The sequence below is a fragment of the Rummeliibacillus sp. JY-2-4R genome (assembly GCF_053847205.1).
In genome coordinates this window covers 650,494-665,256 of record NZ_CM132623.1, presented here as the reverse complement: position 1 = coordinate 665,256, position 14,763 = coordinate 650,494, and the positions used below count along the sequence as shown (strand labels likewise).

At 34.2% G+C, this 14,763-nt stretch carries 9 protein-coding genes; 5 read left to right on the top strand and 4 right to left on the bottom strand.

Features of this window, described 5'->3' with window-relative positions; genetic code table 11:
• The first annotated feature begins 218 nt into the window (after positions 1 to 218).
• From ACWV26_RS03095 to ACWV26_RS03085, 3 genes are all read left to right on the top strand, one after another.
• The gene (locus ACWV26_RS03095; RefSeq protein ID WP_455896914.1) at positions 219 to 1,910 is read left to right on the top strand and encodes a methyl-accepting chemotaxis protein; all 1,692 of its coding nucleotides are present in this window, start codon (positions 219 to 221) and stop codon (positions 1,908 to 1,910) included.
• A 276-nt stretch (positions 1,911 to 2,186) separates the two neighbouring features.
• A complete protein-coding gene (locus ACWV26_RS03090; RefSeq protein ID WP_455896913.1) occupies positions 2,187 to 3,515 on the top strand; it encodes a LysM peptidoglycan-binding domain-containing protein in 1,329 nt (442 codons plus the stop codon).
• Between the two features lie 638 nt (positions 3,516 to 4,153).
• Positions 4,154 to 4,891, top strand: a complete 738-nt coding sequence (locus ACWV26_RS03085; RefSeq protein ID WP_455896912.1) for a C40 family peptidase — start codon at positions 4,154 to 4,156, stop codon at positions 4,889 to 4,891.
• A gap of 276 nt (positions 4,892 to 5,167) precedes the next feature.
• Here the strand turns inward: ACWV26_RS03085 and ACWV26_RS03080 are convergent, their stop codons facing one another.
• Complete coding sequence (locus tag ACWV26_RS03080; protein ID WP_455896911.1) at positions 5,168 to 6,709, bottom strand: S1C family serine protease; 1,542 nt, start codon at positions 6,707 to 6,709, stop codon at positions 5,168 to 5,170.
• Positions 6,710 to 7,268: 559 nt separating this feature from the next.
• Here ACWV26_RS03080 and ACWV26_RS03075 point away from each other — a divergent pair.
• Complete coding sequence (locus ACWV26_RS03075) at positions 7,269 to 7,991, top strand: WecB/TagA/CpsF family glycosyltransferase (RefSeq protein ID WP_455896910.1); 723 nt, start codon at positions 7,269 to 7,271, stop codon at positions 7,989 to 7,991.
• A 49-nt stretch (positions 7,992 to 8,040) separates the two neighbouring features.
• On the opposite strand, the gene ACWV26_RS03070 is transcribed toward ACWV26_RS03075, so the two are convergent.
• The 3 genes from ACWV26_RS03070 to ACWV26_RS03060 form a co-directional block, all read right to left on the bottom strand.
• The gene (locus ACWV26_RS03070; RefSeq protein WP_455896909.1) at positions 8,041 to 8,763 is read right to left on the bottom strand and encodes a hypothetical protein; all 723 of its coding nucleotides are present in this window, start codon (positions 8,761 to 8,763) and stop codon (positions 8,041 to 8,043) included.
• Positions 8,764 to 9,047: 284 nt separating this feature from the next.
• Positions 9,048 to 12,389 (bottom strand): immunoglobulin-like domain-containing protein, encoded by a 3,342-nt coding sequence (locus ACWV26_RS03065; RefSeq protein WP_455896908.1) that lies wholly within the window; start codon positions 12,387 to 12,389, stop codon positions 9,048 to 9,050.
• A 129-nt stretch (positions 12,390 to 12,518) separates the two neighbouring features.
• Positions 12,519 to 12,758: a hypothetical protein gene (locus ACWV26_RS03060; RefSeq protein ID WP_455896907.1), complete on the bottom strand. Its 240-nt coding sequence runs from the start codon at positions 12,756 to 12,758 to the stop codon at positions 12,519 to 12,521.
• 1,465 nt (positions 12,759 to 14,223) lie between these two features.
• On the opposite strand from ACWV26_RS03060, the gene ACWV26_RS03055 reads away from it, so the two are divergent.
• Positions 14,224 to 14,733, top strand: coding sequence for a DUF3231 family protein (locus tag ACWV26_RS03055; RefSeq protein WP_455896906.1), 510 nt, complete (start codon positions 14,224 to 14,226; stop codon positions 14,731 to 14,733).
• The last annotated feature ends 30 nt before the right edge of the window (positions 14,734 to 14,763 follow it).

Below are 14,763 nucleotides of genomic sequence, written 5' to 3'. Positions count from 1 at the left end.
TTAACCTCCTCAGCTCTGCAAAGAACCGCTATCCCCCCTAGATAGTGGTTCTTTGCTCTGTTTAAACAATTTTATCCTCACACATTACTTTAATCCTAGTAAAATAGTTTAATACCCTATTGAAAGTCACGGCAATAAGTATGATAATTGAATAATAGTTAAGTACTACATATCACAAAATAAGTGAACAATTTTACATAGCAGTAAGGAGTGGGAATTTGAAAATAAGTAGTATGTTAAAATACGCAAGTCTCGTAGCCATTGTGTTGCTTTTATTCAACGGCTTGAGTATTGGCTATTTAGTAAAAAGCTTAAACGATCAATCCAGAGCTTTGAAAATTGATCAACGTGACGGTCAAATTGCAGTGAATTTATTGAAAAATGTCGAAACAAAATCTTCTAACGTTCGTACATATATAGAATCTGGATCCGACCGATTTTTGCAAGCTTATCAAAGAGAAGATAAAGAATCGATTGATGTCGATAAAACTATCAAGCAACTTAAAAGCGACCAGTTACCTGACGAAACATTGGCACTTGCTGAATACGCCATTCAACAATCTACTCATTTAAAACCGATTGAAGAACAAGCAATTGACCATGTCAAGGCTGAGGAAACTGCAAAAGCAAAAGATTTACTTTATGGCTCACAATATAGTTTGCTCAAAGATAATGTAAGTAATACCATAAGTTCATTTAATAATAAGCTTTCGCAATGGACAGAAGCGCAAGTCCAATACGCTAATTCACAAGTAAAATTAAGTGTGATTGTGACGGCTATTACATCTGCCCTTGTCCTTATTTATTTTATTTTTATTCTTATTCTATTAAATCGCAAAATACGTCCATTATATGCTATGACTAATTTCGCTTCTGAAATAGCGAATGGAAATCTGACATTAGATTTATTGCAAAATCGTTCGAAAGATGAAATAGGACAACTAGCTACTGCGTTTAATCATATGTACAGCAATTTAAAACAGATGATTAAAACCGTATCACAAACAAGTGAGCATTTAGCTGCATCTTCAGAAGAGCTAAATGCAAGCACTGACCAAACAAATGAAGCCACAAAGCAAGTAAGTGAAGCAATTGACCAACTTTCACTTGATGCGAGCACTCAGATGCAATATGTATCAAATGGTACGCAATCAATGAATCTTGTAGCTAGCGAGATTCAGACAGTTGCAGCATCTGCTGTTTCAGCTGCACAATCTGCAGCCGTAGCAACCGATAAGACTGTAACTGGAGGAAACAATTTAAAAGCTTCTGTAGATTACTTAAAAGAAATTCAACAATCAATTGAAGAAACGCAACACTCTCTTTTAAATTTAGCTAGTAGTACGGATCAAATTAATATTATGGTAAGTACGATTACGGATATATCAAACCAAACGAATTTACTAGCATTAAATGCGGCCATCGAAGCTGCAAGAGCTGGTGAACACGGAAAAGGTTTCGCTGTCGTTGCAGATGAGGTACGAAAACTTGCTGAAGAATCGGCTCAATCTGCAAATGAAATACGCCAAACTACTGAAAACATCCAAAAAAGTATGAAGCAAACGGTGGAACAAATGGAGATTGTCCACGATAAGGCACAATTAGGATATGAAAGTATTCAATCTACCGATCAAGCATTCAAAGAAATCTATGAAACGTCTTTATCACTTTCAACTGAAATTCATGCAGTTTCAAATGTAGCAGAAGAAATAGCAGCGGCCTCTCAAGAAACAGCTGCTTCACTTGAGAACATTAACATGATTTCACAAGAAACCACAGACAAAACACAACATATTGCTAGTCTTTCTGAAGAACAATATGCAATAATAGAAGAAATTACTGCATCTACTGAGGAATTAAGTCAAATGGCTGAATCCCTTAATCAATCAATTCGAGCATTCAAATTATAAATTTATTATAAAAGAGCACAATTTTTTAATAGAAACTGTGCTCTTTTTTATCTAAATGCTTGTTATTTTCATAGAAAAATTAACGAGATTTTACTCTTAATCCCTTCTTCATAGTCCTTAATACATGTATTTTCGATTTAATAACCGAATTTATTTGATTACTAATCTATCAATTTTACCCTTTTTTATAAGTACATTGTTTTAGTTTCTATTTTTCTCTAAAATGGATATAACGACATCTCTACGATTTTATCCAACAAAAAAGGAGTGATTTTTGTGAAGAAAGCTATATATTCTTTTTTAGCCATTGGGACGGCAGCGTTTGTCGTTAACACACATAATGCCGAAGCTAGCTCCAATACATATAAGGTTAAAAGTGGGGATTCATTATATGTAATCGCACAAAAATATCATACGACCGTTGCCCAACTCAAAAAGCTAAACAACCTGAACGGAGATATGATTTATGTAGGACAAGCTTTAAAAACAAATGGACAGCCAATTACAAAAGTAAGTAATACCACAGCTTCAAAAACATCTTCTACTACTTCAAAAACGACAACGACCTATAAAGTAAAATCAGGTGATTATGTAGCGAAGATTGCAGCACAACATCATATTTCTCTTTCAGCTCTTATGCAAGCAAATAATCTTAAAAATGATCTAATTTACGTTGGTCAAACCTTGAAAATCCCGGGTGCAGCAGTTGTTGAAGTTGCTAGTATATCAAATGCCAAGACAGAATCTACAAGTAAAGTAAGTACAACTAGTAATACCTCTACTAAAACTGTTTCCTATAAAGTAAAATCAGGTGACTATTTAGGGAAAATTGCCTCATCATTTAATGTAACAATTTCAGCCATTCAAAAAAGCAATAACCTAAAAGGCACTACAATCTATGTTGGACAAACGTTGAAGATTCCTGGAGTCAGTTCAAGCGCTAATTCTAGTACGTCACAAAAGCCTAGCACAACAACTAATGCACCATCAAAAACACCTTCGATTAACGCGACAAAGCATACTGTTAGTGCTGGTGAAACATTATCAATCATTGCGAATCACTACGGCATTACGATTACACAGTTAAAATCTTGGAATGGGTTAACATCTGATATTATTCGTGTTGGTCAAGTTTTATCAGTCAAAAACTCTGCCAGCACAAGTCAACAACAATTAGAAAATACAACATCTGTTTCAAACCCAACACAAAGTGCACAACCATCTTCTAACGCAGTGAAAAATGCTGTGTCAATAGCCCTATCTCTAAAAGGCATTCCATATGTATGGGGTGGTTCTTCAAAAAGCGGCTTTGATTGCAGCGGTTTTATCTATTATGTTTACAAACAAGCAGGATACAATAACATAACTCGTACAAGCGCTGCTGATTACGAGGCACGATCCTACTACGTTTCAACACCTAAAGTAGGAGATCTAGTATTCTTTAAAAACACATACAAACAAGGCATTTCACATTTAGGAATCTATATAGGAAACGGCCAATTCGTTCACGCCGGAGGAGACTATGTCCAAGTCTCATCAGTAAACGACTCTTATTGGAAAAGCCATTTTGATAGTTATAAACGATTCTATGATTTAGATTACTAATATTGATATTTACTAGAGACCGTATCAGGAAAAATGATACGGTCTTTTATTTTGTTACTTTAATTTTTAATTAAATAGAAAAAACCAAGCTAATTATCTGGCGTATATAATCTCTTTTAAGAGCATGTCGTAAAAAGGAGAAGCTTGTATAAAGTTGTAAAATTTATATATTTAAATATGCTATTGGAGGAGATTAGTACTCCTAAAAGGTTGAAGTGGAATTAGCGTAGACTCCCGCGGGAAAAGCGAGACAGGTGAGGCCCCGCAACGAAGTGAGGAGACTTACCGCTCGCCCGCAGGAAAGCGAAGCTAATTCCACTTCATTTCTATAAATTATTAGTAATTAATTTATTGTTTCGCTTATAAACGGAAAAATCGTCTCTTATATTTTAAACTTTTTTATGACTCAAACGACAAATACATATAAAATTCAACAAATTCCCCCTTTTTCCCCTATGAAAATACTAAAATCTGCCTTTGTTACACAACTGTAATATATCTGTAAACGAAATGCGGTTGTTCTATTATCAGATTTTTTATAAAGTTATAAATGTAAGAACAACGTAAACAACAACACAAGAATATTATCGAAAAAACAATACATATAAAACATTCACTAGAATAGTTGGAGGAATAGGATGAATACGAAAGCATTATTTACAGCAATCGCATCTGGTGCATTAGCACTAACAATTGGTTTTGGACAAGCAAAAGCCGCAGAAAATGGAGAAACAACAACAAAAGTATCAAATCATAACGAAATCACTATGGTAGCTAATTCTCAAGCAACAGCTATTAGCGGAAAATATCACGTTACTGCTAGTTCACTAACTTTACGTTCAAGTTATTCTACAAGCTCTAAAGCATTAGCTTATATCAGCAAAAACACAACAGTCTCTGCAAAATACAAAAAAGTTGTTGGAAGCAAAACTTGGTTAAAAGTTACTGTCAAAGGTAAAACAGGCTGGATGTCAGCTGCCTACCTTAAAAAAGGATCAGCAGTTAAGAAAACATCAGAAAGCACTGTATTAAGCGATATCGTAAGCACTGGTAAACAATATCTTGGCGTTCCTTATGTATATGGTGGTACTACTCCTGCTGGTTTTGACTGCAGCGGTTTTACTCGCTACGTTTACGCTAAACACGGTATCTCTTTACCACGTACAAGCCGTGCACAACGCGCAGCTGTTAAATACACAAACAATCCACAACCTGGGGATTTAGTATTCTTCAACGTTGGTGGTGGCGCAATCACTCACGTTGCAATCTACGCTGGTAACGGCATGTTAGTACACGCAGCAGGCAATCGTGTTCAATACCAAACAATGAGCACTTACTGGAAATATTACGTACACAGCTACGGCACAGTAAGATAAATAAATAATATTCTCAACTTTTCGTCGAATGTATGGCCCTAAGTAAGAAAAAATTCTTGCTTAGGGTTTTTTATTTCTTCCATTTCATGAGCAATTCAATATGGAGTGATTCCTCTCAAAAGAGCCTCTTACATAAACAAATGTCATAGAAGAAGAGAAATTTGTTTAGTGTTTCTTTACTCCGCTCCCCTTTCCCTCCTTCTCTTCAGTCGAACATTGGCCAGTTAATCATCACTAAAAAACAACCTCAGGCAATTAGGCCTGAGGTTGTTTAAGTTATGGATTATTTGTTGAAGATGAATCCTCACTATTTGTTGTATCTTGCTTGTTCGTTGTATCTTGACTGTCTTGAACATCTTTATTATTTACGCTATTTTTTTTAACTGTTGTAGCCTCATCCGTGGTAGTGTTTGAGTTCTCTTCAGTTGTTGTTTGGGCAGGGTCTTTTGTTTCTTGATTTTGAGTATCTGTGTTTGCTTGTTGGCTATCATCAGATGAGCTTGTGATTTCAATGTTTTTAAATTGATAATCACCATAATCATCAATCACGATTGTATAAATGATTGATTCATTTAGTTTATGTTCTTCCTTCGTTGCTTTATCTGTGTATACAAAGGTTGAATTGACCTCTGCTGTTGCGTATTCATCGTATATGTTTATTTTACCGATTGTATGTTGTAAGTTCTTGTATTTCTTTTCTTCTGTTGAATAACCATCAACCATTTTTTTAGCGGTATTGATGGCACTACTACCTGGTAAAATATATGTTTCATAGTAGTTTTGCGCTTTGTTTTTAATGGCGTATGGGAATAATTCATAAAAGCCATCTACGTAATCTTTAATCAGGCTTTTACCCAAATACGCTTCTTCTTTATGATTATCAGAAAAATCTTGGTTATCATCTAAGTTAATTTTAACATCTTTGTTTGACCAATTTGTAATCAGTGACATGACCTTACTTATTGGTATTGCATATCCAATTTCAGGTTGGTCAGTAAGTATAATTGAGTTAATACCGATAACATTACCAGTTTGGGCGTTGATGAGTGGACCACCACTTGAACCTGAGTGTAGGCGTGCAGTCATTTCATATAAACCAGTATAATCGTATTCATCCGTAAAATCAGCGCCAACGCTTGTGATTTTCCCCTCTGTTGAAGTACCGCCTTTATTATTCGGACTACCAATTGCAATAACAGGTGTGTCCACTTTTGCTGGGGCTGTATCTAATACTAATGGATCCTTACCTGCTAAATCAGGAACTCGAATTAATGCAACATCCGTTTTTTTAGAAATCCCAATGACTTGTCCCTCAAATTCTTGACCATGTTCATTTGTTACAAATACATAAGAGGCATCTTTTGCTACATGAGCATTTGTAATGATATCCCCTTTTTTATTGAACAAGAAGCCTGAACCTTGTTGAAGATCAGTATATACGGTATATACTTGCGTTTTGGCATTGGCAATAATGGCAGATGTATCATTTTTCGGCATGATGACATCTGTTTTATCCTTTGTCGTAGTATCCTCAGTCGTTGGTTGAATACTCTTTGTAACGGTCCCCTCTTTATGCGTCGTGACCGCTACCGCCGTTTCCTTCTTCTGTTCCACCGGGGCCTTTTTCTTTTCAGTAGGCTCTTCCTTCGTTGCCTTATGGATCGTTTGAACTTTAATATTATCTTGATCATTTGCTGCTGAATCATTTTTCGCTAGGAGCAAATATGCACCCAATACCACTGCTAATACCAAAATAATGGAAACAGCAATTCTTTTGATGGATGCTTTCTTTGGTTTATACCGTCGATTATTCGTCACTTCACATCCACTTCCTATTCTAAAAATTCTTTATTATATATAGACGGATGAATCGTACCTTAAGTTTCAAAATGACCATTAAACTCATCACTCTATTCAATTTTCACAAAGACTATAATAGCACATTTTCATTAAAATAGAGTGAGAAATTTTGATTATTATTTAGAAAAATTCTCCTTTTATGTTCTACCCTATTTTCGAGAAAATATGCGTGGAAAACTAGAAAAAGTTTATAGATTTGAGAGGGATTTTTATGGTGTTTGAGTGATGGGAGGGGGGTGCACAATTTTCCGCTGCCAACGAAATTATTTAATAGAAATCTTGCACACACGAAAATTGGTTTTTCACGGGTTTGCTTCTTTATACATCGCATAAGTTTAATTATAATAATTTTCTTGAATCTTTTTGCATGTCTATTCGTCCTATTGGTAAATTGTTTTTAACCTTATATTTTTTTCTGATTGTTTAGTTTTTTTAAGTTTTGGTTCTTCATTTGAAGTTATGATTTTGTGGTATATAATAGAAGATATTATTTCAGAGTATGTGGAAAGGTACGATTATGAAGAAGATTGAGATACTGGGGATTCCGGTAGTCGATACTACGAAGGCTGAGTTTGTGGATCATGTGATAGATGAGATGCAGGAACGCACAAAGCCGATTTGTATTGTGACGGCGAACCCTGAAATTATTATGTTAGCAAAGGAAAATAAGACGTATGAAGAGTGTTTATTGAACTCAAATTATGTAGTTGCAGATGGGATTGGGGTTGTCATTGGATCTAAAATACTAGGTACGCCATTGAAGGAGCGTATTCCTGGATATGAGTTAGTCCATGATTTTCTGAGAACGGCAAACAAAAACTATAACCGTTTCTTCTTTTATGGTGGAAAGCCTGGAATAGCTGAACGTGCTGCTGAGAATGCGAAATCTTTATATCCTCATATAAACATTGTAGGTGTAGCTGATGGTTATGGTGGAGATGGCGATGGTGATGAAGTTGCTAAGAAAATTGAGGATCTTCAACCTAATTTTATTTTTGTGGCTACTGGCGCTCCATCACAAGAAGAATGGATTGCAAAACATCGCGATAAGTTTGCAAACGCTGTCATGATGGGAATTGGCGGTAGCCTTGATGTCTTATCCGGTACAGTTGAACGAGCTCCTGAATTTTTCATTAAATTAAATCTTGAATGGTTCTACCGGTTGATCACTCAACCAACGCGTTTCAAACGAATGTTGAAAATACCGGAATTTCTATTAGAAGTAAAAAAATCAAAATAACGATTAAAAAGCCAGCTATAAAGCTGGCTTTTTTATTTTCAAGGAAATTTCATTTGAATAGTGGCTTTTGATAGTCATAGTGATACACCCTATTCCATGTTGTTCCTTCAGTTGTCAAATTCATATGACTAAATAGTTTTGAAATATAAACCTTATTCTCAATCCCTAAGAATTCCCTGCACTCTTTATTTGTTATCGTTGAACTAAAAATTGTAAACCAATCTGACATCGTTTGTTCAAAGAATTCTCTTTTAGAGCAACCGCAGGCAGGACAATGCTTAATAGGATTTGTTTTTAGATCAATGCTATTACCGCACCGGCAGATAATTCCTTCGATAATTTCAATTGTAGAATCAAATATCTTTAATAAAGGAAAAGGGTTTAATGGTTTTTTCATCGTTTGGGGTTGAATTGCAACATTTGCAAATTCTTGTTTTGTTAGGATTCTTGGACTTTCATCTAAATTTTGGATTTTACTATTAGAAAATATGATTTTAGAGTATATGGGTAGTTGTTTGAATATAACTATGTTTTGGGGATATTCATAATTTTTCTCATAGCCTTCTACGCTTTGGGATAGGTGGAAGGGGTTCTCTTTGAATTTGATAGTACCTCGCTTATTATTCACTTCAAATAGGCGAGAAAAGTTTTGGGTAAAAAGATTGGCATCCTGATGAGTATTAAGATTTGGCGAAGTTTGTAACTTCGTATTTTGCCAGTAGATAAATGGCTCCTCTAAATAAGATTCTTGAACAAATTGATCAGCATTCATTTCTTCATGAATGCCAGCTTGTATGGTCCTATGCATTCGTTGTAGTTGCAACGCAAGTTCAGAATCCTGATCAGGAATTCTAAGTAATAACCTCTCAATTGCCTCTATCCTTGGATACTTCTTTCTTTCAATGATGATTTGGCTTCACCTCTTTCTATTTGATTAGTTTTAATTTACTAGAATTTGGATTATGGTGCAAATAATTGAATTTTAATTTTAGAAAAAGAGGTTACCCCTAGTCTACTGACTTTGGGCAACCTCTTCTAATTTAGTTAATAAAATTATTATTGAGCTGGAGTTACATCTTGGTTAGTTACAGTAACAGTTACTTTTACAGTATCATTGCCGTATTTAGCATAAACTGTTGCTGTACCATTGCCAACTGGAGTAATTGTTGAACCATTTACAGTTACAACTGATTTATCACCAGATGTTAATGATGAAGGAGTAACATCAATTGATTTTCCAAATTGGTTTACACCTTCAAATGATAAGGTTACAGGAGTTTTGTCATTAAGGGTAACTGCATTAGCTGCAGCTTTTAGTTTTAAACCTGATACATATGCAGGAGTAAAGCCATCAACTGTTACAGTTGTAGTTGCTGCTTTTAAGTTTGCAGATTCAACTTGAGCTTCTACAGCGATTTTTAGACCAGTAATAGCGACACCATTAGCATCAGTTACTTTTAATACCCCGTTATCAACAGTTACAGTAACTGTTTTTCCGTCAAATGTGAATGTATCATCACCATTATCTGCGTATACATGTCCTTCTGCATCTTTTACAGATTTTACAGACCATGTTAATTCTGCTTTATCAACAGATACTTTGTTACCTTCAATATCTTTTACAGTTGTTTTAGCTGCTAAATCAATGCCATCAGTAGAAGCGTCTTCAGCTGAAGTTAATGCAGTATCAGCAATAGTGATTGAGCTGATTGCTTCATCAACAGATGCTACAGTGAAATCTTGAGTTGCTGATTTAGTAATCGCAGTTGTGCCTGAACCTTGAACTACATTGAATGTTGCAGTTGAAGTACCTTTAGCGTCACCTTTTACAATTACTTTATAGCCAAGTAATTTGCCTTCTTTGTCTTCTACAGCAGTGAAATTAGCTTTTTCTTCACCTTGTTGAACTAGAGATACATTAGCGTTAGTAGCTAAATCAATTGAAGCTACTTTGCTTGCAGCAACAATATTTCCATATTGATCAACTGGTTTAACAAGAACTTCAGTAGTTCCGTTTAGTACTAGTTTAGATGAATCTGTTTCTACAGTTGTAGCTGTTAATGCACGAGCTGCGCCTACAGTTACTTTGAATGATTTAGAAACATTATTACTTTTCACTGTAACAGTATAAGTACCTGCTGGAACTTTATCTGTTGGATTAACTTTAACAGCGTTGTATTTTAATCCTGTTGATACAAAGTTTATTACATTACCATTTTGGTCTTTAGTTGCAGTGCCTAGTGTTACTAGTTCGCTAGCATTTACACCTGTTGGTAGTCCAGCAACAGTTACATCGGCAGCTTGATTAGTCATTTCAGTACCGTCTTGGTCGAAGAATTTAATAGTATTGTATTTTGCAAAAGTAGAATCATCATCTGCAACAACACCAGTTACGTCAGAACCAGCATCAATAGTTGTTACTACTGAGTCTACTACATTCAATAAAGCAGTTGATAATTGGTTATCTGCTTCTACGCTTAGACGAGCTTGACCAGCTTTTACTGGAGTGAATTCAACATAAGTTTTACCAGCTTCATCAGAAGTAATATGAGCATTGCCAATTACTGATGTATTTGAAGAAGTAACTGTTGCATTTGCTTCAGCAGCTGTTAATACTTCATCATGTTTGTTTTTAAATACGATTTCTTTTTTCACTGCATTACTAGTTTTTAATTCTTTAGCTGTAAATGACAGTGGGCTGATTGAAGCAACAGTTGCTAATTTTGATGATGTAAATGTGAATGATGAACCTTTAATTGCTGTTTCAGCAGTGAATGATTCACCAACATAAGGTGTTACAGTATATGAACCTGCTTTAGTAGCTGTTGCAGAAACTGTAATATTACCATCTTTATCAGTACCAGTTGTTACTGTTACATCTTCAGCTTTAAATCCTGGAGTTGCAGAAGTTACGTTAAATTTAACGTTTGAAGCTACTAATGCTGCACCTTCATTTGGTTTTACTGTACCTAGGTCAGCAGATTCAAAGTTGTTTGCAGTTGCATTAACAACAGGAGTTACTGTTAAGCCAGTTAGAGTAGCAGATCCTACTGTAATAGTTGCAGAATCTTGAATTTTTGAATCAGCTTTAGAGAATACTTCAATTTTGTATTCACCTGGAGTTGAAGTTTGGAATGATACTTTTCCGCCAACAGTTTGAATTGGTGAGTCTGTTCCATCAACTGTTACAACTTTACCATTTACTTGGTAAGTTACTTCTGCATTATCAATTAGTGAGTTAAATTGATCACTAACTGCAACATTTAGTGGTGTTGCTTCTTTAGCTGGTAAAGAAACTTTTGTTGGGTTAACTGTAAGTTTAGAAACTTTTACATCTTGTGCAGCCCCTACAGTGTAGTCAAATGTATCTTCAGCTAATGTTTTAGGTGTTGCTGCACCATCAGTGTAAGTTAATGTAACGTTTACAACGTCGCCTTCATGTAATGCAGATTGGATTGTTACAATACCGTTAGCATAAGTAGAAGGAGTTGATAAACCATTTACTGTTACTTTTGCAGATGTATTTGCTGCTGGAAGAGCAATTTTTTCACCGTATTGGTTTAATGCTTCAAAAGTAAGTGCTGAATTTCCTGATTTTGCTGCAATACCAGTTGTAACTTTTTCAAATGAAGCAACTTGTGGAGTTGCAATTTTAGCTACAAAACCAGTTTCAAATTTAGCCCAATCAGAAGTTACAGTGTATTCTTTTGCATCTACTAATTTAGCGTCGCCATCAAGTTTAAATGAAGCTACATCTTTATCAGTGCTTACATAAGTTGCAGTTACTGAAGTTTTGTCAGTAGTTAAAGTGATTTTTTTATCTTTAAGATCTAGTTTGAAATCGCTTGATAATGGAACCACAACTGTGTTTTCGTTAAGTGCATTTACAGATTTAAATGGAATGCCTTCAACTTCAACAGATACTTGAACAACAGATGCATTTTTAGCTCTGTCTTGTGCTGTGTAAGTAATTGTATAAAGACCAGCTACATTTGTATCGATTTTATCGATTTTGTTTCCTTCTGCATCAGTGATAGAAGTTTCAACTGTAACAGTTTTATCTAAGTTGTCTTTTGCAGTTGCTTTTGGTGCTGTGAATTCTTCACCGTATTTTACTTTGTATGAATATTCTGAACCTTTTTCTAAAGTGATAACTGGAGCAGTTTTATCTGCAACAACTTTACCATTTTTGTATTCAACGTTTACGCCGTTAATTGTGTAAATACCGTTTGCGTATAAACCGTTTACTAAGTAATTACCTGATTTAGAAACACCAGTGAATGGCTTACCTTGGTAGTAATATACTTGACCTTTGAAACCTGTGAATTTTACTCCGTTCACTAAGTAGATACCTGATTTAGCAAGACCAGTGAATTTTTTACCTTGATAGTAATACACTTGACCTACGTAACCAGAGAATGCTTTACCAGATTTGTAGTAAATGCCTTTGTATGTACCAGTAGCTTTTACACCATTCTTGTAATAAGTTTTGCTAACTACGCCAGTGAATAGTTTACCTGATTTGTATTATTTAGATTTGTAAGTACCTGTATAAGCTTTACCATCTTTATAAAGTACTGATTTGTAAGATACATAACCTTTTACTACTTTTTTAGTTTTTGCGTTAACTAGTTTACCATTTGATACCTTATAAGTAGTTTTTGCTGAAGCTGAAGTATCGGCAACTACGACTGCAGAAGTAATAACAGAAGCACCTAGAGCTAATGCAGCTGCAGATTTAACAAATTTTAATTTGTAATTTGACATTTTCCATTCTCCTTATAGATGAACTTTTTGGATCACATGAATTGCATTTCATACTCGATGATATTCACCATATCTCGACCTCGTAATCCTTAATGACTATACTAGCACAAAAAATTAATGATTTTAATAGATTTAGTTATTTTTTTATCAAAAACACGAATAATAATTAATTATTACTATTAATTTTATATTAATTACCTATTTTTGTTACGAAAAATCTACTAAAAATTATAGATACAAAAGAAATATAGGGAACAATTTGATAAATTTTACATCACTATTCAAAAAAGGATTTTTATTAAGGAATCAGGATTCAAACAGAAGGCCCTTTTTTAATAAAAATTGCTAATTTATAAGGTATTTCGTACGCTAATGCCTACTATTTACGGTGTTTTTCCAATTGGTATTCACGTAGTCTTCTACTCTAAAACCTATTATAATTGACCTAAATGTTCGGATTTACGACAAAAATTAACGACTATTTTCGACTTTTTTCGACACCCGTTCGTGATTTAGTATATTCAATTCCTAATAACGGTAACTTATGCGTTTAATAGTTGTATTTTCACACTAACCAATTCTCATTACTTATTAGGACATAAATTAGACTAAAACTTACTATCATCAACTTATAATAATTCAATTATTTAACAATTTTCGTTTACTATTGAACATACTTCAGTAGATAAATGAACCTATTTTCATCTCTAATTCGCCCAAAATTTTACTAGTATAATGTGAACATCTCTCATCAAATGAACTACGAAATACGTCATATTGAACATTTCATATACTTCTTTTAACCAAAAATCTATTCATATTACCTTTATTACAAAGATTTCGGAGATCAGTTATTGATTTTTTTATTCAACTTTTGAATATGGCACTTCAGAATTTTTCATTCGACAAATTTTGCAATGATGTTACAAATATGTGTACACATCTTTTTTTCTTTTCAAAATGATTACTAAAACTTTTTATTTTATTAAAAATAAATTTCTATACTAAGTTTGCTGAAAAAGGGTTGTAAATGATTGTCGAAAAAGACATTTAGAGATTTATGTACTATTTGTATTTAACTTTTTACCTAGGGTAGAATTTTTGTTTATCATTGTATTGACAGAGATTTTTTTGTGGTTGTACTTCGTTATTGTGTTTACTCTTTTGAAGATTCCTTTTGTGAGAACTTAAATTTTCGTGTAAGTGGATTCTTATTCATTTCCCGTGGATTTTCTTTGGTAATACGTGGATTTTCATTCTATTAACGAGGATTTCATTATTATCACATCAATATTCAACTCATCTGGAGCATTCTTTAAAGTTGATTTTATTTTTATACTGTTCAAAATCATACCTTTGTGTGCTCTTGTTATAGTTTTGTGAAGTTCCTATTTACTTGAATAATTTTTTCTTTTTTACACAATATATTTACGGTGAACAAAATAATTTGAATTGGAGTGTTATTATGGGTATTCTAAGTGGAAATCCAAAGGATCAACCTTTACACTATGGAGAAGTAATGGCTGTTTGGACGAATCTAGCTACTAACAATGGATTAATAGCTGCGTATCAAACATTTTATAATCACACGGGTGATGAAGATTTAGCGAAAATTCTTGAAGAATCCATTCAATGTTGTAAAGATGAGAATGAACAATTAGAAAATATCTTAAAAATTAATGGTGTTGCTCTTCCTCCTGCGCCGCCTGAACGTCCAAATGCAAGACTAGAGGATATTCCAGCTGGTGCAAGATTCTATGATCCTGAAATAAGCGCTGCTCTTACTCGCGATGTAGCTACTGGTTTGGGCGCATGTAGCGCAGCAATTGGCATGTCAACACGTGAAGACATTGGGATGATGTTTACTCAATTCCATATGAAAAAAGAACAATTCGGCGCGAAACTTCTTAAACTTAATAAAGAAAAAGGTTGGCTCATTCCTCCTCCAATGCATGTAGACCATATCGAAGGGTAAACTACAGGGGCAATTCATATTGCCCTTTTT